The 21294-nt window shown below is 70.7% G+C and carries 20 protein-coding genes; 10 read left to right on the top strand and 10 right to left on the bottom strand.

Annotated features, from left to right (window positions below):
• The 5 genes from rplI to VGD70_RS33745 all read right to left on the bottom strand — a co-directional run.
• Window positions 1-384: 50S ribosomal protein L9 (gene rplI, locus VGD70_RS33765; protein WP_331088652.1), on the bottom strand; the 384-nt coding region annotated here is incomplete at its 3' end.
• 13 nt (window positions 385-397) lie between these two features.
• Window positions 398-634 (bottom strand): 30S ribosomal protein S18, encoded by a 237-nt coding sequence (gene rpsR / locus VGD70_RS33760; RefSeq protein WP_331088650.1) that lies wholly within the window; start codon window positions 632-634, stop codon window positions 398-400.
• Window positions 635-701: 67 nt separating this feature from the next.
• Window positions 702-1304, bottom strand: a complete 603-nt coding sequence (locus tag VGD70_RS33755) for a single-stranded DNA-binding protein (RefSeq protein ID WP_331088648.1) — start codon at window positions 1302-1304, stop codon at window positions 702-704.
• Between the two features lie 17 nt (window positions 1305-1321).
• Window positions 1322-1618, bottom strand: coding sequence for a 30S ribosomal protein S6 (rpsF, locus tag VGD70_RS33750; protein WP_291411596.1), 297 nt, complete (start codon window positions 1616-1618; stop codon window positions 1322-1324).
• 73 nt (window positions 1619-1691) lie between these two features.
• Window positions 1692-2705, bottom strand: coding sequence for a hypothetical protein (locus VGD70_RS33745; protein ID WP_331088645.1), 1014 nt, complete (start codon window positions 2703-2705; stop codon window positions 1692-1694).
• A gap of 192 nt (window positions 2706-2897) precedes the next feature.
• Between VGD70_RS33745 and VGD70_RS33740 the strand changes: the two genes are divergently transcribed.
• Together VGD70_RS33740 and VGD70_RS33735 are read left to right on the top strand one after the other, a co-directional pair.
• Complete coding sequence (locus tag VGD70_RS33740; RefSeq protein ID WP_331088643.1) at window positions 2898-3668, top strand: deoxyribonuclease IV; 771 nt, start codon at window positions 2898-2900, stop codon at window positions 3666-3668.
• Complete coding sequence (locus VGD70_RS33735) at window positions 3665-5173, top strand: glycosyltransferase family 87 protein (RefSeq protein ID WP_414638128.1); 1509 nt, start codon at window positions 3665-3667, stop codon at window positions 5171-5173. Before VGD70_RS33740 ends, VGD70_RS33735 begins: the two co-directional genes overlap by 4 nt.
• On the opposite strand, the gene VGD70_RS33730 is transcribed toward VGD70_RS33735, so the two are convergent.
• The 3 genes from VGD70_RS33730 to VGD70_RS33720 all read right to left on the bottom strand — a co-directional run bounded on the left by VGD70_RS33730 (window position 5159) and on the right by VGD70_RS33720 (window position 10292).
• Window positions 5159-6727, bottom strand: a complete 1569-nt coding sequence (locus VGD70_RS33730) for a glycosyltransferase family 87 protein (protein WP_331088659.1) — start codon at window positions 6725-6727, stop codon at window positions 5159-5161. The two genes, VGD70_RS33735 and VGD70_RS33730, sit on opposite strands and share 15 nt — an antisense overlap.
• 180 nt (window positions 6728-6907) lie before the next feature.
• Window positions 6908-9817 (bottom strand): transglycosylase domain-containing protein, encoded by a 2910-nt coding sequence (locus tag VGD70_RS33725; RefSeq protein WP_331088641.1) that lies wholly within the window; start codon window positions 9815-9817, stop codon window positions 6908-6910.
• 70 nt (window positions 9818-9887) lie between these two features.
• On the bottom strand, window positions 9888-10292 hold the full coding sequence (locus tag VGD70_RS33720) for a DUF5318 domain-containing protein (RefSeq protein ID WP_331088657.1): 405 nt from the start codon (window positions 10290-10292) through the stop codon (window positions 9888-9890).
• A 248-nt stretch (window positions 10293-10540) separates the two neighbouring features.
• On the opposite strand from VGD70_RS33720, the gene VGD70_RS33715 reads away from it, so the two are divergent.
• Window positions 10541-11110, top strand: a complete 570-nt coding sequence (locus VGD70_RS33715) for a PadR family transcriptional regulator (protein ID WP_331088639.1) — start codon at window positions 10541-10543, stop codon at window positions 11108-11110.
• Window positions 11111-11210: 100 nt separating this feature from the next.
• Window positions 11211-12296: an inositol-3-phosphate synthase gene (locus tag VGD70_RS33710; protein ID WP_331088637.1), complete on the top strand. Its 1086-nt coding sequence runs from the start codon at window positions 11211-11213 to the stop codon at window positions 12294-12296.
• A gap of 4 nt (window positions 12297-12300) precedes the next feature.
• Here the strand turns inward: VGD70_RS33710 and VGD70_RS33705 are convergent, their stop codons facing one another.
• Window positions 12301-12690, bottom strand: coding sequence for a helix-turn-helix domain-containing protein (locus VGD70_RS33705; RefSeq protein ID WP_331088635.1), 390 nt, complete (start codon window positions 12688-12690; stop codon window positions 12301-12303).
• A gap of 110 nt (window positions 12691-12800) precedes the next feature.
• Here VGD70_RS33705 and VGD70_RS33700 point away from each other — a divergent pair, with 110 nt between their 5' ends.
• The 6 genes from VGD70_RS33700 to VGD70_RS33675 all read left to right on the top strand — a co-directional run bounded on the left by VGD70_RS33700 (window position 12801) and on the right by VGD70_RS33675 (window position 19812).
• Window positions 12801-13442, top strand: a complete 642-nt coding sequence (locus VGD70_RS33700) for an LUD domain-containing protein (RefSeq protein ID WP_331088633.1) — start codon at window positions 12801-12803, stop codon at window positions 13440-13442.
• A gap of 36 nt (window positions 13443-13478) precedes the next feature.
• The gene (locus VGD70_RS33695) at window positions 13479-14033 is read left to right on the top strand and encodes an RNA polymerase sigma factor (protein WP_331088631.1); all 555 of its coding nucleotides are present in this window, start codon (window positions 13479-13481) and stop codon (window positions 14031-14033) included.
• Window positions 14030-14752 carry a hypothetical protein gene (locus tag VGD70_RS33690; RefSeq protein ID WP_331088630.1) on the top strand — a complete coding sequence of 241 codons (723 nt, stop codon included), beginning with the start codon at window positions 14030-14032 and terminating at the stop codon, window positions 14750-14752. Before VGD70_RS33695 ends, VGD70_RS33690 begins: the two co-directional genes overlap by 4 nt.
• 92 nt (window positions 14753-14844) lie before the next feature.
• Complete coding sequence (locus tag VGD70_RS33685) at window positions 14845-16905, top strand: PhoX family phosphatase (protein ID WP_331088628.1); 2061 nt, start codon at window positions 14845-14847, stop codon at window positions 16903-16905.
• Between the two features lie 132 nt (window positions 16906-17037).
• The gene (locus VGD70_RS33680) at window positions 17038-19089 is read left to right on the top strand and encodes a PhoX family phosphatase (protein ID WP_331088626.1); all 2052 of its coding nucleotides are present in this window, start codon (window positions 17038-17040) and stop codon (window positions 19087-19089) included.
• A 42-nt stretch (window positions 19090-19131) separates the two neighbouring features.
• Entirely contained in the window at window positions 19132-19812 is a 681-nt protein-coding gene (locus VGD70_RS33675) for an SDR family oxidoreductase (RefSeq protein ID WP_331088624.1), read from the top strand.
• Window positions 19813-19960: 148 nt separating this feature from the next.
• Here the strand turns inward: VGD70_RS33675 and VGD70_RS33670 are convergent, their stop codons facing one another.
• The gene (locus tag VGD70_RS33670) at window positions 19961-21283 is read right to left on the bottom strand and encodes an amidohydrolase (RefSeq protein WP_331088622.1); all 1323 of its coding nucleotides are present in this window, start codon (window positions 21281-21283) and stop codon (window positions 19961-19963) included.
• Between the last annotated feature and the right edge of the window lie 11 nt (window positions 21284-21294).

The raw sequence follows: 21294 nt of genomic DNA, 5'->3' as shown, positions 1-21294 counted from the left end.
CTCGTGGGCGCCGAGCGACTTGATCGGGTTCGCCACGACGATCGTGCGGCGGTCGACCTTCTCGCCCGAGACCTCGCCGATCGCGTCGGCGATCTCCGAGGTGGTGACGGCGCCGAACAGGCGACCGCCCTCGCCGGCACGGACCTTCACGTTGACCGCGCTGGCCTCGAGCTTGCTCTTGACCTCCTTGGCGTGGTCCGCGTCGCGGACCGCACGGGCGGTGCGGGCAGCCTTGATCGACTCGATGGTCTTCTCGCCGCCACGGCTCCAGCGGATGCCCAGGCCACGGGGAACGAGGTAGTTGCGGCCGTAGCCGTCCTTGACCTCGACCACGTCGCCCGCAGCACCGAGGCCGGAGACCTCCTGGGTCAGAATGAGCTTCATCAGGGGACTCCTCTCAGCGACCGGTGGACGTGTAGGGCAGCAGGGCGAGCTCGCGCGCGTTCTTGACGGCGATGGCCACGTCGCGCTGGTGCTGGACACAGTTGCCGGTGACCCGACGCGCGCGGATCTTGCCGCGGTCGGAGATGAACTTGCGGAGGAGGTTGGTGTCCTTGTAGTCGACACCGGTCGCCTTCTCCTTGCAGAACTGGCAAACCTTCTTCTTGGGCTTGCGAATGACTGCCTTGGCCATTGTGGTGCTCCTTCTGTGAGCCCGGCTCACGCCGGAATGGTGGGCTGGTCTGTGGAACTGGTGTGGATCAGAACGGGGGCTCGTCGGAGCCGCTGCTCGCCCACGGGTCGTTCTGCGGCGCTCCGCCGCCCTGCTGACCGCCCTGCTGGCCACCCCAGGAACCGCCCTGGTTGCCCTGGCCGCCACCCTGGGGCGCGGACTGGCCGCCCCCTGAGCTGCCGCCCTGGGCGGGGCTGGAGGCCCACGGGTCGTCCCCGCCGCCTCCGGAGGTCCCGCCACCGGAGTAGCCGCCGCCCCCGCCGCTGCGCTGGACGCGCGCGACCTTGGCGGTGGCGTACTTCAGGCTGGGGCCGACCTCTTCGACCTCGAGCTCCACGACGGTGCGCTTCTCACCTTCGCGGGTCTCGAAGGACCGCTGCTTGAGCCGGCCGCTGACGATCACGCGGGCGCCGCGGGTGAGCGACTCGGCCACGTTCTCGGCGGACTGCCGCCAGATGTTGCACCGCATGAACAGCGCCTCGCCGTCCTTCCACTCGCCGCTCTGGCGGTCGAATGTCCGGGGCGTCGATGCGACGGTGAAGTTGGCCACCGCGGCGCCGGACTGCGTGAACCGCAGCTCGGGGTCGGCGGTGAGATTGCCGATGACAGTGATGATGGTGTCGCCAGCCATAGCTGTACCTCCCGGTCTCAGGCCCCGGCAGGGTCGCGCCGCAGGACCTTGGTCCGCAGCACCGACTCCTGGAGTCCCAATTGGCGGTCCAGCTCCTTCACCGCGTCCGGATCGGCGTTCACGTCGAGCACCGCGTAGATGCCCTCGGTGTGCTTGTTGATCTCGAACGACAACCGACGCTTACCCCACACGTCGACCTTCTCCACGTTTCCGCCGGAAGTGCGGATGACGTTGAGGAACGTGTCGAGCGACGGAGCGACAGTGCGCTCGTCGAGTGTGGGGTCGAGGATGACCATGACCTCGTAATGACGCATGAAGACCACTCACCTCCTGTGGACTCTGCGGCCACGGACTCTCCGTGGCAGGAGGGGTCTTGCGAGAGACAGGCTACAGGGCGACCGAGGGCGTCCTGCGCAGCACCCACGTGCGGACCAGCGCGGCGGTGACGACGGACAGCGCGAGGACCGCGAGCAGCACCGGGAAGGCGATCTTCTGGCCCTCCGGCGGGGTCAGCGCCTCGGCCCGGCCGGCCGCCTGCACGCCGTCGCCCGGGTTGTCGGTGCCGAGGATGCCGAACTGCGGGGTGTAGCCGGGCACGCCGCCGCCGTAGCGGACGCCCGGCGAGGGGGCGAACAGGCCGGGGCGGGCGAACGGGATGGAGCTGTAGTCGGCCATCGGCGAGCGGCCGAAGTTCCACAGGCCCGGCTGGTAGAGCGACCAGCCGCCGGACTGGTAGCCGCCGACCGGGGGCTGGTTCGGCGAGGGCATGCCGGTGTTCGGGTTGCCGCCACCGCCAGGGGTCTGGCCGGTGCCGCCGCCCGGGGTCCCGCCGGGTACGCCCGGCCCGGGCCCGGTGGCGCCGCCGGGAATGAGTCCGCCGACGGCCTTCTGGGACGCGTCGGCGACGGCCTTGGCGCCGTCCTGGACCGGGGCGGCGACCTGGTTGACGACGTCGACGACGATCCCGCAGCCCGAGGCCAGCGCGCTCTGCACACCGCCGAGGATCTGCGCGAGCACGCCGCCGATGAGCGGGATGTTCTTGATGGCCGCCTGGATCTGGGGCAGCGCGGCCGTGGCTATCTGGCTGCCGGAGATCGAGGTGTCGGTGGCGGGCAGCGATCCGAGCGGGATGTTGCCCATGCGGGAGATCTGCGTGTTGACCGGGCCGGCGAGGGTGGGGCCGAGGACCGGCACCGCGCGGACCACGTTCAGCACCGGCGCGAGCACCGCGGCCGGGCGCAACGCGAGCGGCTGGCCGGGCCTGCCCTGGACGGTGGTGGAGCAGTCGCCGACCACGATGGGTTCCGCGGCGTTGGCGGTGCCGTTGGAGACCAGCGCGGTGGCGCACACACCCAGGACGAGTGCCGCCGCGGCTGCGAAGCCTCGCGCACGCCGTCGCATGTCGTCCTCCCGGTCGGTACTCGTCGGTAGCCACCTGTCAGATCTAACGACGGTAGCCCGCTACGGTGACGGTGACCAGGCGAATCGATTCCGCGCGCCGGCTGGACCCGTTCGGGGTAGGCCGTCCGGAGTAGTGGCGAGCGGACGGGCGCCTCCCGTTTGTGTCGGACGTGCCGACTACGCTCGCGGGCCATGAGCATCGGCGCGCACATCCACAGCGACGACCCGCTCGGCGCCGCGCGCGAGCGAGGTGCGGACGTCGTCCAGTTCTTCCTCGGCGACCCGCAGAGCTGGAAGGCACAGCCGCCGCACCCGCAGGCCGAGGCGTTGCGCGAGGCCGGCATCGACGTGTTCGTCCACTCGCCGTACCCGGTCAACATCGCCTCCACCAACAACCGGATCCGCATCCCGTCCCGCAAGACGGTCACCCAGTACGCCGAGTCGGCGGCGGCCACCGGCGCCAAGGGCCTCATCGTGCACGGCGGCCACGTCATCCAGGGCGAGGATCCGGCGCAGGGCCTGGTCAACTGGCGCAAGTTCTTCGAGCGTCAGGCCGAGGCCGGCGGGTTCCCGCTGCCCATCCTCATCGAGAACACCGCGGGCGGCGACAACGCCATGGCCCGCAAGTTCGACGTGCTGGCCCGGCTGTGGGACGAGGTGGGCGAGTTCGGCGCCGGCTTCTGTCTCGACACCTGCCACGCGCACGCTGCCGGCGAGGAGCTGTCCGGCATCGTCGACCGGGTCATGGCCATCACCGGCCGCATCGACCTGGTGCACCTCAACAGCTCCCGCGACGAGTTCGACTCCGCCCGGGACCGGCACGCCAACATCAAGACTGGCATGATCGAGCCGGAGCTGCTGGCGGCCGTGGCCAAGGAGGCGGGCTCGCCGGTCGTGGTCGAGACCCCGGCCGAGGGCCAGGCGGAGGACATCGCGTTCCTGCGCGAGGCCACGGGGCGGTGAGCGCCCTGCCGGCCGGTGCGGCGGCGGAGAGGAAGGCGGACGATCCCGTGTCCGAGGTCGCCACCCCGGACGAGCACATCCCGTCCCGGGGCCGGGTCGCCCGCACCGCGTCCCGGCTCGGCCCGCTCGCGCTGATCATGCTGGTGCTGTTCTGCGGCGTCACGCTCATCCTGGGCTTCGTCAACAAGGACCGGTGCACCGGCCCGCGGTTCGACGAGCTCGGCCGCAGCGGCCCGGACTACGACCTGCGCAGCAAGCAGGACGTCTGCTACTCCGACATCCAGTTCCTGTGGATCGGCCGGGACATCGACCGGCACGTGTTCCCCTACGTCGACGGCAAGCTCACCGAGGACGGCCAGCCCGTGGGCGGCGTCGTCGAGTACCCGGTGCTCACCGGCCTCATCATCTGGGCCTCGGCGCTGTTCGCGCACACCGACGCGCAGTTCCTGCTGCTCTCGGCGCTCGTGCTGTCCCCGTTCGGGCTGTGTACGGCGTGGCTGCTCGGCCGGCTGGCCGGCTGGCGGGCACTGCTGTGGGCGATCGGCCCGCCGCTGGTCATGTACGCGTTCCACAACTGGGAGCTCCCGGTCGTGCTGTGCGCGGTGGCCGCGGTCTACGTGGTGCACCACGGCTGGGGCGCCCGCGGCGCCAACCGGTCGCTGCGCAGCAGGGCCACGATGTCCGCGGTGCTGCTGGGGCTGGGCTTCGCGTTCAAGGTGTACCCGGCGATCTTCGTACTGCCGCTGATGCTCTACGTGCTCACGGGTGGCCGCGGCGGCCGCGAGCTCGCCGGGCGGGCCAAGCGAAGGGCGCTGGACTGGGCCGGCGCGGTGCGGGTGGGCGCGGTCGCGCTCGGCACCGCGGTGCTGGTGAACATCCCGTTCGCGATCGCCGGGTTCGAGGGGCTCAAGGCGTCGTTCACGTTCCAGATGCTGCGCAAGGCCGACCTCACCACGAACTCCATCTGGTTCTGGGGCCTGCGGCCGGACTCCGACCCGGACAACGAGCAGGTGCAGCAGCTCATCAGCGTGCTGTCGCCGACCTTGATGCTCGTGTCGTTCGTCGTCGCGTGCGCGCTGGGCTGGGTGCGCTACCAGCGGCAGGGCACCTACCCCTGGGTGGCGGTGTCCGCGGCGATGCTGTGCGGGTTCCTGCTGCTGCACAAGGTCCACTCGCCGCAGTACACGCTCTGGCTGGTGCCGATGTTCGTGCTGATGCGCATCCGGTGGGGCTGGATCGTGGCGTACTTCCTCGCCGACCTGGCGATGGGCATCGGCATCTTCCGCTGGTACTACGAGATCTTCTACGGCAAGCACGGCGGCATCTACGACGGCTTCGCCGCGCAGGCGGTCATGATCGGCGTGTGGGGCCGGGCGGCGCTGCTGGTCGGCCTGTTCTTCGCGTTCCTGGCCGCCAAGTCCACAGTGGACGACCAGCCCCCGCTGGCCGACGACCCCGACGAGGGCACGCCTGCCGAGCCGGCCACCGCGTTAGGCCGAGCTTGACGACTCGACCTTGTCGGGCCGGCGCACGCGGCCGACCCGCAGGGTGAGCTTGTCCTCCGCGCCGTCCAGCACGCCGCCGACCGGGTCGTCCACGGGAGCATCGCCGCCGCCGCGGCGGACCAGGTCGCGGGCCGGGTGGTAGACCTCGTAGACCACCAGCACGCACAGCGCGATCACGGCCAGGTCGCGCAGGACGACGAACGACAGGAACCAGTCGACCGGCAGGCCCTTCTTGTCATCGCCCAGGTAGAACGCCATCCGCGGGGCCCAGACCAGCGCGTCGAGCGTCATCCAGGCCAGCAGGATCCGCCAGCGGGGCACCGCCAGGATCGCGAGCGGCACCAGCCACAGCGAGTACTGCGGGCTCCACACCTTGTTGGTCACCAGGAACGCGGCCACCACGAGGAAGCCCAGCTGCGCCACCCGCGGCCGCATCGGCGCGTGCAGGGCCACGAACGCGATCCCCGCGCAGCAGAGCAGGAACAGCAGCGCGCTGACCGTGTTCAGCCACGTCGGCGTCTGGTTGAAGCCGAGCGGGCCGTCGAACCCCGGCCAGCCGGTGAACTGGCTGACCACGTTGTACAGGGAGTCCGGATCCGCTCCGCGCAGATTGTTGCGGTGGAAGAACTCCCACCAGCCGCGCGGGTAGGCGATCATGATCGGCGCGTTCACCACGGCCCAGGCGAGGATCGCGGCCAACGTACATCGGGCCCAGTCCCGGGTCCTGCCGGCGCGAACGCACAACACCAGCAGCGGGAACAGCAGGAACAGCGGGTACAGCTTCGCCGCGCCGCCGAGGCCCAGCAGGATGCCGGCCAGCACGGGTTTTTTCCGGGCCCACGCGAGCAGGCCGGTGGCGGCGAACGCGGTGGCCACCGTGTCGAAGTTGGTGAACGCGTGGACCATCAGCAGCGGGGAGGCCGCGATCAGGGCGGCGTCCCACGGGCGCAGGCGCGCGGTTCTCGTCACCGCCCAGATCGTCACCAACCATGCCAGCGCGAGCCAGAACGCGGAGATGTCGAAGAAGATCGTGACCGGTAGGCCGGTGGGGAGCCAGCCGGCGTCGGCTATCGCGACCCAGCCGTCGGTGAGCTTGGCGTTGACCCACTGGAAGAGCCCGGTCAGCACCGGGTACTCCATGTACCGCACGTGCGCGGTCGGCTTGCCCTTGTCGTCGATCCAGCTGGTCTTGTAGGGGAAGCCGCCCTCGTTCAGCCGCTCCGCCGAGTACAGCGGGATGATGTCGGAGTAGCACATGGCGGCGAAGGGCCGGTTCGACCGCCAGTCGAGCTCCAGCTGCTTGCTGTCCTCGTTGTAGTACTGCTGGGCGCACGCCGCCTTGCCGAACCAGCCGATGGCCAGGCCGATCACCGCGATCAGCAGCGCCACCCGCAGCGGGGTCCAGAACCAGTGCCGGCCGATCGCCGCGTGCGTGCCCAGCGGGCCGCCGACGGGGGTGCTGGCCGCGCTCGCGAGCGGCTCGGTCCAGGTGGGCACCACGCGCTGCGCCGGGCTGAGCGTGGCCGTGTCGCTGACCTCGCCGTCGACCCCCACCGAAGCGCCGACGACCCCGCCGTCGCGCTCGGTGTCGCGATCATCGGCGGGGTCGTCGGTCGGGTCCTCGATCAGGTCGTCACTGCGATCGTCATGATCGCGGGGAGTCTCCGTCTCGCCTGGCACGCGGGCGATGCTACGGGGCGCCGCCCGGTGCCCGACGAGCTACCTCGTCGCGGGTCAGCCCCCGCCTCCGCCGCCGCCACCGGGGAAGGGGAACGGGTTGGAGCCGGAGGTCCCCGGGATGGACGGGTTGGTCGCGCCCGGGTTCGTGGTGGTGGTGTTGGGCGGCTTGGCGGTCGTGGTCTGGCGACCGCCACCATTGCCGTTGCCGCCACCGTTGCCGTTGCCCCGGCCCGTGTTGTTGTCCTGGGACTGGCTCTGGGTGTGCGTCTGGGAGGTGTGGAAGTTCTCGCCGATCGGGTCGAAGCGGCCGAACTCCTCCTTCGGCTTGCCCTTGAGGTAGCCGTCCATGAACGCTTTCCAGACCTTGCCCGGCAGTCCGGAGCCGTAGACGATGTTGCCCCCGGAGTTGAGCAACGGCAGCTGCTTGCCCTTGCCGTCCTCGGCACCCATCGACACCGCGACGGAGATCTGTGGCGTGTAGCCGACCATCCACGCCTTCGCGTTGTCCTCGGAGGTGCCGAGCTGGTGGGTGCCGGTCTTGCCGGCGCACTCGCGGCCGTCGGCGCATTCGAGGTGGGAGTACTGGAGCACCGGCATGAGCGACTCGGTGACGTTGCGGGCGATCTTGTGGTTGTTCTGCGCGTCCTTGGCGTCGAAGGCCGCTTTCGACGTGTCCGGCGCCTGCCAGTACACCTGGCCGTTGGGCCAGACGACCGACGAGACCAGGTGTGCCTTGTGGTACGTGCCGCCGTTGGCGAACGTCGAGTACGCCGCGGCCATCTCCAGCGTGGACACCTGGGTGTCGCCACCGCCGATCGCGATGTTGCCGTCCGGCGGCTGGGTGTCGTCCTTGTTGGGGCCGTTCAGGTCCGACACGATGCCCGCGGCCCGCGCGGCGGCGGCCACCCGGTTGGTGCCGACCGTGTTCACCGCGATGTCGTAGAACACCGTGTTGATCGACTTCTTCATGGCCTCGGCGACGGTGCACTGCTTGCCGCAGGACGCGCCGCTGGAGTTGCGGACCTCCGCGTCGCGGCCCTGGAACTTGCGGCCCGAGGTGCCGTCGTACTTCTCGGTGAGGCCCTTGCCCTGCTGCAGCAGGGCGACCAGGTCGAACGGCTTGAAGGAGGAGCCGGGCTCCTGCGGCTGGGCGGCCCAGTCGAGCCCGAGCCCGTTCTTGCCGCCGTAGTAGGCGACGATCGAGCCGTCCTTCGGGTTGACCGCCGCCATCGCGGGCAGGATCTGCGGGGGCTGGTCCTTCGTCACATCGAGGACCGACTTCTCGGCCAGCGTCTGGGCGCCCTTGTCGATGGTGGTCCGGACGACGAGCCCCTTCTCGTGGAGCTCCTCCTTGGAGATCCCGGCCACCGCCTCGAGCTCCTTGAACACCGCGGTCTGGATGTGTGCGCGGGGACCCTCGAGAGCCTTGGGCCGGGCCGCGTCGAGCGGCTGCATCGTCGGGAACTTCTCGGACCTGCGCTTGCTCGCCGGGAACCAGTTGTTGGCCACCATCTGGTCCATGACGTAGTTCCAGCGCTTCTCCATGTACGCCTGTTCCTTGTAGCGGCTCGGGTTCTGGATCATGCCCGCGAGCAGCGCCGCCTCGGCCGGCGTGACGTCCTTGAGCTCCTTGTTGTAGTAGGCCTTGGCCGCGGCGGAGATGCCGTAGGCGCTGCGGCCGAAGTAGACCGTGTTCAGGTAGGCCGTGATGATGTCTTCTTTGGTGTAGGTGTTGTTCATCTTGTAGGCCTTGACCACCTCGAGCGCCTTGCGCGAGACGGTCTTCTCCTCGTTGTTCGTGGCCTTCTTGATGTACTGCTGGGTGATCGTGGAGCCACCACCGGAACCACCGCTGACCTGGTTCCACGCGGCCCGCATCACGCCGGTGATGTCGAAGCCGGGGTTGGTCATGAACCCGGCGTCCTCGGCCGCGAACACCGCGTGCAGGACGGTCTCGGGGATGTCCTTGTACTTGACCATGGTGCGGTTCTCGCCGTTGTCGGGCGCGACCTTGGCCATCTCGGACTTGTCCGCGTACTCCAGGACGACGCTCTGGCCCTGCACCTGCTTGATCGACTCCGGCGAGGGCACCTCGACCATCTGGTACGCGACGAAGAAGGCGATCAGCGGGCCGATGATCATCAGGGCGATGAACACGTAAGCCGTGCGGCGGACCCGGCGCCAGATCTTCTTGCGGCGCTTGAGGCGCTGCTCGTCGGTGAGCGGGGCGTCCTCGTCGTCGTCGTCGGTGAGTACCCGCTGGCGGTCCGGCTCGTCGTAGAGGTTGTCGTCGTAGTCGAGCTCGCGGTGGGTCAGCAGCTCCGGCTCGGGGCGGGTGCTGCGACCACCGTGCACGGCGGGCAGCAGCTCGGTCGGACCGTCCGGGATGTCACCGGGACCGCCGGGGCGGCCAGGACCACCGGGGCCACCCGGGCGCGGCGGGCCGGGCGGGCGGGGGCGCACCACGCGGGTGGGCGGGCCGGCCGGCGGGCGGGCGGCGCCCAAGCCGTTCGGACTGTTCGGGCCTCCCGGGCGCGGCGGGCCGGGGGGTGGCTCCTCGCTCGGCCACACCGGGCCGCCGGAGGGACGCGGCGTGGACCGCGAGGCCGGTTGGCCGGCCCGGTGGGCGCCGCGAGGGTCCGCGCCACGAGGGTCGTTGTCGGGCCGGGCGTCGCGGTCGGGCAGCCGGTGCGACGAGCGGCCGTTCGACCCGTTGGCGCCGTTCGACCCGTTGCGACCGGTGGACCCGTTCGAGCCGTTGGGGCGGGGGCCGGGTGCGCCGTTCCCGCCTCCCCGGCCGGTCGAGCGGCCGGCGGGCTCGTCGTCATCGTCGTCCCACAACGGGCTCCAGAACCCGGTGCGCTCCTGCGGCTGCTCGCGCTGCGCGGGCGCGTCGGGGTCGTCGCCGGTGGGCCACGCCGGTGACTGGCTGGCACGTCGCCGGTGGCTGCTGTGGTCGTTCACTTACAGGCCTCCCAGAGCGGCGCAGTACAGCGACGCGCCGTGCGGTGGTCATCTGCGTCGGAGCAAAGGCTCACTCCGCCGCTGTCCTTCTGCGTGGCTTACGGGTCTCGAGTCCAGGCGTCCCCAGGACGTATGACTGCACCAGGTGGTTCCATCCACAGGTACGACACACCTCCACTACGTACACGGTGAACTCCTCGAAGAGGTTCGCCATCCTGGCGAGTTCCTCCGGTGCCCTCGCCGACCCCGAGGCGTGCTTCAGCTCGTCACCGTAGACCCACGACACCCTGGTCAGGGGTTCTTTCCGGCAGACGGGGCAGGTCACGTCACTCGGTGCGCCGTGGAACTTCGCGGCCCGCAGCAGGTAGGGGTTGGCGTCGCACACCTCCATGGTGCCGACGCGGCCAGCGTAAACCTCCGCGAGCAGCGCCTTGCGCTGCAGCGCGTAGTCAACCACCTGCCGCTGAGTTTGCACGCCCCACAGCGTACGCGGCACCGTTACCACGTCGAGACGCTGTTTGGCATACGGCACGCGGGCGATTCGCGACTCTGCGTTGTACCCGTGATCTGACCAGCGATCATGCCCGGAACGACGGCAGACAACGGCGTGCCGATTGCCACTGGGTGTGGTGATCAACACCACGTCTACCTTTCGTACACCACGCTGATGTATCGGCGCGATATAGTGAACGAGTAGGTCAGCACGCACGAGAAAGGGCGCCGGTGCTCGAGTTCGCGATCCTCGGGCTGTTGCACGAGGTCCCGATGCACGGCTACGAGCTGCGCAAACGGCTGAGCGACATGCTCGGCACGTTGCGGGCGTTCTCCTACGGCTCGCTGTACCCGACGCTGCGCCGGCTGCTCAAGGCGGGCCTCATCGTTGAGGAGACCCCGCCCCCCTCCGCCGACGAGCGCGGGGCCAGGAGCTGGGGAAAGCGGGCCAAGCGGGTCTACAAGCTCTCCGCTGAGGGCAAGGAGCGGTTCGCCGAGCTGCTCGCCGACGCCGGGCCGCAGGCCTACGACGACGAGGGCTTCGGTGTTCACATGGCGTTCTTCTCCCGCACGCCGGCCGAGGTCAGGATGCGCATCCTGGAGGGCCGCAGGCGTCGGGTCGAGGAGCGGCGCGAGGGGCTGCGCTCCTCGATGGCACGAGCGGGTGAGCAGATCGACCGCTACACCCGCGAGCTGCATCGGCTCGGGCTCGAGCACAGCGAGCGGGAGGTTCGCTGGCTCAACGAGCTGATCGCGAGCGAACAGAGGGACCAGAAGGAACGGCAGGACGGCAGCCCCTAGGAGAACTGACCAGGGCGCCGGCAGGTCAGCGCCGATCTGCGACTCGGCATTTCCGTGGCCCACGAGCGGCCGCGGACACACAGGGAGAAGGAGAACCGGCATGGGCGAACAGCGCCGCAGTGTCCGGGTGGCCATCGTCGGCGTCGGCAACTGCGCGGCGTCGCTGGTGCAGGGCGTGCACTACTACCGCGACGCCGACCCGACCTCTCGCGTTCCCGGCCTGATGCACGTCCAGTTCGGCGAGTACCACGTCGGGGACGTGGAGTTCGTCGCCGCGTTCGACGTCGACGCCAAGAAGGTCGGCCGCGACCTGTCCGAGGCGATCGTCGCGAGCGAGAACAACACCATCAAGATCTGCGACGTGCCGCCGCTCGGGGTGAGCGTGCAGCGCGGGCACACCTTCGACGGTCTCGGCGAGTTCTACCGCGACATCATCACCGAGTCCGACGAGCAGCCGGTCGACATCGTCGCCGCGCTGCGCGAGTCCCGGGCCGACGTGCTGGTGTCCTACCTGCCGGTGGGCTCCGAGGACGGGGACCGCTTCTACGCCCAGTGCGCGATCGACGCCGGGGTGGCGTTCGTCAACGCGCTGCCGGTGTTCATCGCCTCCGACCCGGTGTGGGCGGCCAAGTTCACCGAGGCCGGCATCCCGATCGTCGGCGACGACATCAAGTCCCAGGTGGGCGCCACGATCACGCACCGGGTGCTCGCCAAGCTCTTCGAGGACCGCGGGGTCGAGCTGCTGCGCACGTACCAGCTCAACTTCGGCGGCAACATGGACTTCATGAACATGTTGGAGCGCAAGCGGCTCCAGTCCAAGAAGATCTCCAAGACGCAGTCGGTCACCTCGCAGATCCCGCACGAGATGGCGAAGGCCGACGTCCACATCGGACCGTCGGACCACGTGCCGTGGCTCGACGACCGCAAGTGGGCCTACGTGCGGCTGGAGGGCAAGGCGTTCGGCGACGTGCCGCTGAGCCTGGAGTACAAGCTCGAGGTGTGGGACTCCCCCAACTCCGCCGGCGTGATCATCGACGCGGTGCGTGCCGCCAAGATCGCGCTGGACCGGGGCATCGGCGGGCCGATCCTGTCTGCGTCGTCGTACTTCATGAAGTCGCCGCCGGAGCAGTACTCCGACTCCGAGGCCTACGACGCGGTGGAGAAGTTCATCGCCGGCGAGCTCTGAGGAGTCAGCCCGCGCGGCTTTCCGGCTTGCTGTCCGGCTTGCCGTCGTAGGTCGCGCGGGCCTCGTCGATGTCGTCGGCATGGGTGACGGCCCAGTCCATCAGGTTGCACACGGTGCCGAGCAGGGTCCGCCCGAGGTCGGTGAGCCGGTAGTCCACCCGCGGGGGCACCACCGGGTGCACGGTGCGGTGCACCAGGCCGTCGCGCTCCAGGGTGCGCAGGGTCGCGGTGAGCATGCGCTGGCTGATGCCGTCGATCGCGCGCTTGAGCTCGGTGAACCGGCGGGTGCCGTTGCCCAGCTCGTTGATCACCGAGATCGACCACTTGTCGCCGACGCGGTCCAGGATCTGTCGCGCGTGACACAGTCGGCTCGACTCCGCGTCGTCCACCTGCATGGTTACCTCCAGGTCACCGAGGCAGAAAAAGGTGCCATCTGGCAGCTCCCTCCATGGTTCCTCAAGATGGGGTCAGTTACCAAACGGAACCACCATCGAAGGGGACAACGTTGAGCACCGAGTCAGTGATCGAGCCGATCCCGGCCGACGAGTCGTTCGCCGTGCCCGCCACGGACGAGCAGCTCAGCCGGGCCGCGAAGGGGCTGACCGAGCGCGGCTACACCGCCCACGTCGTGGACACCGTCGAGGACGCCCGCGCGCTGGTGCGCGACCTCCTACCGCGGGACAAGGCGGTGTTCACCGCGGTCAGCGAGACCTTGCGGATCTCCGGCATCCAGGCCGACGTCGACGAGTCGGGTGAGTTCCGGTCGGTGCGGGCCGCGCTCGCCGACGTCGACCCGACCGACGTACGCACGCAGATCAGCTTGGGCGCCGCGCCGGACGTCATCGTCGGCAGCGTGCACGCGATCACCGAGGACGGCGTGCTGGTGGCGGTGTCGGCGAGCGGCAGCCAGCTCGGCCCGTACGCGGCCGGCGCCGAGCGCGCGGTCTGGGTGGTCGGCGCGCAGAAGATCGTGCCGGACCTGGAGACGGCACTGCGCCGGGTGCGCCACTACAGCTTCCCGCGTGAGCACGACCGGTGGCGGGTGAAGGGCTTCGAGTCGTTCATCGGCAAGCTGCTCATCATGGAGCGCGAGTTCCAGGCCGGCCGTGGCACGGTCGTGCTGGTCCGCGAGGAGATCGGCTTCTGAGCTAAACCCGGGAGCCGTGGCGAGCGTCAAGGGGGCGTGGACACGGCGACCGACAGCGTTGACGAACCCCGCACCGACCCCGGTGCGGGGTTCGACGCCGGAATCGACGCAGCGTTCGAGTCACTGTTCGACGAGACGTTCGAGCAGCTCAAGCGGCTGGCCTACCTGCTCGGCGCGGACGACCCGGAGAACATCGCCCAGGAGTCGTTCGTGCGGCTGCACACCCGGTGGGACACGCTCGCGAGCACCGACAAGGCGTCGGCCTACCTGCGCCGCACGGTGGTCAACCTGTCCCGCTCCCGGCTGCGCCACCTGCGGGTGGTGCGCCGCGCGCCGGCCGAGCGGCCGGCCGACGCGGCGTCGGCCGAGTCGCAGGTGCTCGCCGGCCACGAGCACCACCGGCTGCGCGAGGTCCTCGCCGCGCTGCCGCCGCGCCAGCGCCAGGTGCTCGTGCTCCGCTACTGGCTCGACCTGGACCAGAACGCGATCGCCGAGACCCTCGGCATCGCGGTCGGCACCGTGAAGGCCACCACCAACCACGCCCTCGCCACTCTGCGCAAGGTGTGGCCCGACGGGGAGGACCGCCGATGATCGAGCTCGAGGACCGACTGCGTGCCGCGCTCACCGGCCTGGCGGAGGAGCTGCCGGACAGCGCCGACCCGCGCGCCGAGCTGGGGCGCAGGCTCGACGCCCGGCGTCGCGGCCGCAGGCGCGGCCCCGCGCTCGCCGCGGCCGCCGCCGCGGTCGTGATCGCCGGCGTGCTCGTGCCGGTCGCGTTGAACCAGGACGACCAGCCGCCCCGGACCGGATCGGCCGCGACGGGCGGCTTGCCGACGACACCCGCCACCTCGGCGCCGCGGCTGCCGGGGCTCGTCGTCGGCCCGTTCGAGCTCGGCCGGTTCCCCACCAGTGGCGGGGTCGGGCAGGCCTTCGGCTACTTCCAGAAGGACCGGTACTGCACCACGGTGGTACCCGACGGCGGCGCGCTCGAGGGGGCCACGTTCACCTGCGAGCCGCTCCCGCGGTTCCCGGCCGCACCGGCGAACTCGCTGGTGCAGAGCCGGATGCCGCTCAACGGCGACGGCTCGCACGACCTCGGCCCGCTCTCGGACCGGCTCGTGTTCCTCGCGGACCCGCGGGTGGCCACGCTGACCGCGCGGCGCGCCGACGGCAAGCAGGTGCCCGTCAGGCTCCTCGGCCGCACGGACCGGGTGACCGGGTTCCTCGTCGACTTCGGTGAGGCCAGCGAGGGGTTCGGGTACACGGCGCGTGACCGCGACGGCACGATTCTCGAGGACGCGATCACCTGATCGACGTGTTCGCCTGCTGTTCACCTGCTCGGCGTGTTCCGCTGGTGTTGGGCTCCTAGCGTCAGCGCGTTCCCACTGATCAGGAGGATCGCGTGTCTGCCGAGAAACCCCGGCTCCTTCCGTTATTGCCAGTCACCAACACCTTCGGGCGAGCCGCGGTCACCTGCCGCTACCGCTGCGGCGACGCCTGCTCGCACGAGGTGCCCAACACGTCGGCCAACCGGTACTTCGGCGACGTCGTCCAGGACGTCGTCAACCGGCGCAAGATGCTCAAGGCCGGCGCGGTGCTGGCCGTGGCCGGCGCGGGCGTCGCGACGGTGGGTGCCGGCGCGGCGACGGCCGCCGGTGGGCACGCCGGCGATCACGGGCACGGTGGCGGCGACCAGGGGCAGGACATCGGCCTGGACTTCGAGGCGGTCGCGCCGAACATCGAGGACCGGATCGTCCCGCCGCGCGGCTACGACCAGGGCATCGTCATCCGCTGGGGCGACCCGGTGCTGCCCGGCGCGCCGGCGTTCGACTTCGCGAACCAGACCGCGGCCGCGCAGGCCAGGCAGTTCGGCTTCAACAACGACTTCTGCGGCCTGGTGCCGGTGCCCGGCAAGCGGGACCGCTGGCTCATGGTGAGCAACCACGAGTACACCACCGAGACGTTCATGTTCTTCGGCTACGACGCGAACAACCCCACCCGCGAGCAGGCCGAGATCGCCTGGGCGGCGCACGGCCTGGCCGTGGTCGCGGTCGGGAAGGCCCGGAACGGCGGCCTCGAGGTCGAGCTCGACAAGCACTACAACCGGCGGATCACGGTCACCACGCCGTTCACGGTGACCGGCCCGGCCGCCGGCTCGAAGTACCTCAAGACCTCCGCCGACCCGACCGGCCGGCGGGTTCTCGGCACGCTGAACAACTGCTCCGGCGGCGTCACCCCGTGGGGCACGATCCTGTCCGGCGAGGAGAACTTCAACCAGTACCTCGCCAACGCCGCTGAGGTGACCGACCCGGTGGCCAAGGCCCGCAACACCCGCTACGGCATCACCGGCGGCGCGTCGCTGCGCAAGTGGGAGCGGTTCGACAAGCGCTTCGACCTGGTCCAGGAGCCCAACGAGGCCAACCGGTTCGGCTGGATCGTCGAGCTCGACCCGCTCGACCCGCATTCCACGCCGGTCAAGCACACCGCGCTCGGCCGGTTTAAGCACGAGGGCGCCAACATCATCGTGGCCGAGGACGGCCGCGTGGTCGCCTACATGGGCGACGACGAGCGGTTCGACTACCTGTACAAGTTCGTGTCGGACAAGAAGATGAAGACGGGCGAGAGCCGCTACGCCCGCGAGCACAACAAGACGCTGCTCGACTCCGGCACCCTCTACGTCGCCAAGTTCACCGGCGACAGCCCGGCCGCGGAGATCGACGGCTCCGGCAAGGTCCCCTCCGACGGCGAGTTCGACGGCAGCGGCGAGTGGATCCCGCTCGCCCGGGGCGACAAGTCCTATGTGGACGGATTCACCGCCGAGGAGGTCTACGTCTTCACTCGGGCGGCGGCGGACGCGGTCGGCGCCACGAAGATGGACCGCCCGGAGGACGTCGAGGCGAGCCTGAAGTCCGGCCGGATCTACGCCGCGCTCACCAACAACACCGACCGCGGCAAGCCCGGCAAGGAGGGCCCGGTCGAGATCAACCCGCGGCGGGCCAACAAGCACGGCCACGTGCTGGAGATCGAGGAGAGCCGCCGGGACAACACGGCGACCCGGTTCTCCTGGAAGCTCCTGCTCCTGTGCGGCGACCCAAACTCGCCGGACACCTACTTCGCCGGATACGACAAGTCGCAGGTCAGCCCCATCTCCTGCCCGGACAACGTCGCGTTCGACGCCAAGGGCAACCTGTGGATCGCGACCGACGGCAACGCGCTCGGCCAGAACGACGGCCTGTTCGCGGTGCCGGTCGAGGGTCGCGAGCGCGGGCACGTCAAGCAGTTCCTCACCGTGCCGCACGGCGCGGAGACCTGCGGCCCGGTCGTCACCGACGACTTCGTGCTCGTCTCGGTCCAGCACCCGGGTGAGCTCGACGGCGCCAGCGCGGACAACCCGCTGTCGCACTGGCCGGACGGCGGCACCAGCCAGCCGCGCCCCTCGGTCGTCGCGGTCTGGAAGAAGTAGTGGTCTGGAAGAGGTAACCGGTTCCTCCGACGGGCCGGGCCGCGCCCGATTTGGGCACGGTCCGGCCCGTTAGTCTTGTTTCGTCCGGGTTGCTCTCCTACGGTCGGGTTCCCACTGACCAGGAGGCTTCGCGTGGCAACTCCCGAAAAGTCCCGGCTCCTCCCGCTTCTGCCCAGCCATTCGGCCGGGCGGGCCGCGGTGACCTGCCAGTACCGGTGTGGCAACGCGTGCGCCCACGAGGCCCCCAACACCTCGGGCAACCGGTACTTCGGCGACGTCGTTCGGGAGATCGTCGACCGGCGCAAGGTCCTGCGGGCCGGCGCGGTGCTGGCCGTGGCCGGTGCCGGGGCGGTCGCGCTGGGCGCCGGCACCGCCGTCGCGGTGCCCCGCCCCGCCGGGCACGGTGGTCACGGTGGCGGCACCGGGCTCGACTTCGAGCCGGTCGCCCCCAACACCGCGGACGCGGTGACCGTGCCGCCCGGCTACGAGCACGACGTGCTGATCCGCTGGGGCGACCCGGTGCTGCCCGGCGCGCCGGCGTTCGACTTCGCGAACCAGACCGCGGCCGCGCAGGCCGGGCAGTTCGGCTTCAACAACGACTTCTGCGGCCTGGTCCGGGTGCCCGGCAGCCGGGACCGCTGGCTGATGGTCAGCAACCACGAGTACACGAGCGAGCCGTTCATGTTCCACGGCTACGCCGCCGCCAACCCGACCCGGGAGCAGTTCGAGGTCGCCCTGGCCGCGCACGGACTGTCGGTCGTCCTGGTCGAGCAGGACCATCGCGGCCGCCTCGAGGCGCGAGTCGACCGGCGCTACAACCGCCGGATCACGATGAGCTCGCCGTTCACCGTGCGGGGTCCGGCCGCGGGCTCGGAGTACCTGAAGACCTCGGCGGACCCGACCGGGACCGTGGTGCTGGGCACCGTGAACAACTGCTCCGGCGGGGTCACCCCGTGGGGCACGATCCTGTCCGGCGAGGAGAACATCAACCAGTACTTCGCCAACGCCGGTGCGGTCACCGACCCGGTGGCGCGCGCCCGGCTGGCGCGCTACGGCTTCCCGGCCGGGACCACCGACCGCAAGTGGGAGCGGTTCGAGCGGCGCTTCGACCTGGCGCAGGAGCCGAACGAGGCCAACCGGTTCGGCTGGATCGTCGAGCTCGACCCGCTGGAGCCGACGGCCAACCCGGTGAAGCACACCGCGCTCGGCCGGTTCAAGCACGAGGGCGCCAACGTCATCGTGGCCGAGGACGGCCGGATCGTGGCCTACCTGGGCGACGACGAGCGGTTCGACTACCTCTACAAGTTCGTCTCCGACGGCAAGCTCAAGAAGGGCGGGAGCCGCTACGCCCGCGAGCACAACAAGACGCTGCTCGACTCCGGCACTCTCTACGTCGCGAGGTTCACCGGTGACAGCCCGGCCGCGGAGATCGACGGCTCCGGCACGCTGCCCAGCGACGGCGAGTTCGACGGCAGCGGCGAGTGGATCCCGCTCGCCCGGGGCGACAAGTCCTATGTGGACGGCTACATGGCCGAGGAGGTCTACGTCTTCACCCGGCTGGCCGCGGACGCGGTCGGCGCGACGAAGATGGACCGCCCGGAGGACGTCGAGGCGAGCCTGAAGACCGGCCGGATGTACGCGGCGCTGACGAACAACACCGACCGCGGCAAGCCGGGCAAGGAAGGCCCGACGGAGATCAACCCGCGGCCGGCCAACCGGCACGGGCACGTGCTGGAGCTGGAGGAGTCCCGCGGGGACAACACGGCGACCCGGTTCTCCTGGAAGCTGCTGCTGGTCTGCGGTGACCCGGCCGCGCCGGACACCTACTTCGCCGGCTACGACAAGTCGCAGGTCAGCCCGATCTCGTGCCCGGACAACGTGGCGTTCGACAGCAAGGGCAACCTGTGGATCTCGACGGACGGCAACGCGCTCGGGCAGAACGACGGCCTGTTCGCGGTGCCGGTCGAGGGTCGTGAGCGCGGGCACGTCAAGCAGTTCCTGACGGTGCCGCACGGCGCGGAGACGTGTGGTCCCGTGGTGACCGACGACTTCGTGCTGGTGTCGGTGCAGCACCCGGGCGAGCTGGACGGCGCCAGCGCGGACAATCCGCTGTCGCACTGGCCGGACGGTGGCACCAGCCAGCCCCGGCCGTCGGTGGTGGCGGTGTACGGGAAACGCGGCTGACGGCACGGGCACGGCCGCGCCGCGGCCCTTACTGTTGCGGCCATGACCGACCGTCCACTCGCCCTGATCACCGGCGCGTCCCGCGGCATCGGCGCGGCGGTCGCCACCGCGCTCGCCGACAGCCACGACCTGCTGCTGGGCGGCCGCGACGCGACGGCGCTCGGCTCACTCGCGGACTCGCTGCCGAGCGCCCGCCCGTGGCCGGTCGAGCTCACCGACGCCGACGCGGTGGCGGCGGCGACCGCGGGCGTGGAGCGTCTGGACGTGCTGGTGCACTCGGCGGGAATCGCCCGGCTGGGCGCGCTCGCCGACACGCGGGCGGCTGACTGGCGCGACTCGTTCGAGGTCAACGTCATCGCCGTGGCCGAGCTGACCCGGCTGCTGCTGCCCGCGCTGCGGGCGGCGGCCGGCCACGTGGTGCTGGTCAACTCCGGCTCCGGCCTGCGCGCCAACCCCCGGTGGGGCGCGTACGCGGCGAGCAAGTTCGCCCTCCGCGCCTACGCCGACGTCCTGCGCGCGGAGGAACCGGCGCTGCGCGTCACCTCGGTCCACCCGGGCCGCACGGCGACCGACATGCAACGCGCCGTCCGCGACTTCGAGGGCGGCGACTTCGAGGCGGACAAGTACATGTCCCCCACCTCGGTGGCCGGCATGATCGCCGCCGCCATCGCGACCCCACCCGACGCCCACGTGCACGAGATCGTGATCCGCCAACGCCCGTAGCCGAGTTGTCCACAGCCCCGCCCCGCACGACCCGAAACTGTCGGTGCCGCGCAATAGGCTGGAAAGCGGGGGGCCCCCGCGACCCCGGAGTTGTCCACAGGCCCGCGCTCGCGCCGGCCGAAACAGTCGGTGGCCGCCGGTAGAATGGTTACCGGGGGCCGGAGGCCAGCCGCCGGGTCACCTCGCCCGCCGCCGCCTGCACCTTCTGCCTGTCCACTGTGGTCGGTTCGCGGTCGGCGATCAACTGGTCGCCCGCCACCCACACGTCCCGCACCAGGCGGGTGCCCGCCGCCCACACCAGGTTCGCCAGCAGGTGCTCGTCGCCCACGTCCAGGCCCGCCGAGAACGCCGGGTCGTCCACGCCGACATGCACGAGGTCCGCCCAGCGGCCGGCCTCGAGCGCGCCGATGTCGGTGCGCCCCAGCGCCTCGGCGCCGCCCCGGGTCGCCAGCAGCAGCGCGTCCGACGCCACCAGCACCGCCGAGTCCATTGCGGACAGTCGGGCGAACATGGCCGCCAGGCGCATCTCCTCCCACAGGTCCAGGTCGTCGTTGCTGGCCGGGCCGTCCGTGCCCAGGCCCACCGCCACGCCCACCGCACGCAGATCGGCGAGGCGGGCCATACCCGAGGCCAGCTTCGCGTTGGAACCGGGGCAGTGCGCCACCCCCACCCCGTTGGCCGCGAACACCGCGATGTCCTCATCGGACAGATGCACCGAGTGCGCGGCCAGCACCCGGCCGCCGTAGAGGCCGACCTCGGCGAGCATCCTCGGCACCGACCCGTGTTGCTGGCGCTGCGCCGCGTCCTCCTCCGCCGACTCCGCCACGTGGATCAGGATCAGCGCGTCACGCGCCCGCGCCGCCTCGCCCACCAGCGTCAGCGCCTCCGGTGGCAGCGTGTACGCGGAGTGCGGGCCGTAGCCGACCTCGATCCGGTCGTCCTCGCCGGTGAACCGGCCGTCGACGTCGATGCGGGCGCTGATCTCGGCCAGCTGCGCGCGCCAGTCGTAGCCGGGGGTGTCCACGATCGCCGGGCCGAGGACCGCGCGCTGGCCGGTGGCCGACAGCGCCCGCACCAGGTGCTCGGTCTGGAAGTACTGCTCGACGCTCGTCGTGATGCCGCCGCGGAGCATCTCCACCGAGCCCAGCAGCATGCCGGTCTCGATGTCGGCCGGCGTCAGCCGCGCCTCCGCCGGCCAGATGACCTCGCGCAGCCACCGCATCAGCGGCAGATCCCCGCCCATCCCGCGCAGCACGGTCATCGGGCTGTGCGCGTGCATGTTGACCAGGCCCGGCAGCAGGATCCCCGGCAGCGACCGGACCGGCGCGTCCGTGGGCGGCGCGTCGGCGGCGGGACCGCAGTAGCCGATCCGGCCGGCCGCGGTCACGTCGACGACGGCGTCCCGCAGGACGGAGCAGGCAGGGTCACAGGGCAGCACGATGGGCGCACGCAGCCGAACCGGAGAACGCATGCGCGCGATCC

It is taken from the genome of Actinophytocola sp., from assembly GCF_036402745.1.
In the GTDB taxonomy this organism is placed as follows: Bacteria; Actinomycetota; Actinomycetes; order Mycobacteriales; family Pseudonocardiaceae; genus Actinophytocola.
Note: the sequence above shows the minus strand (reverse complement) of the source record. Positions and strands in the feature narration are given on the sequence as shown.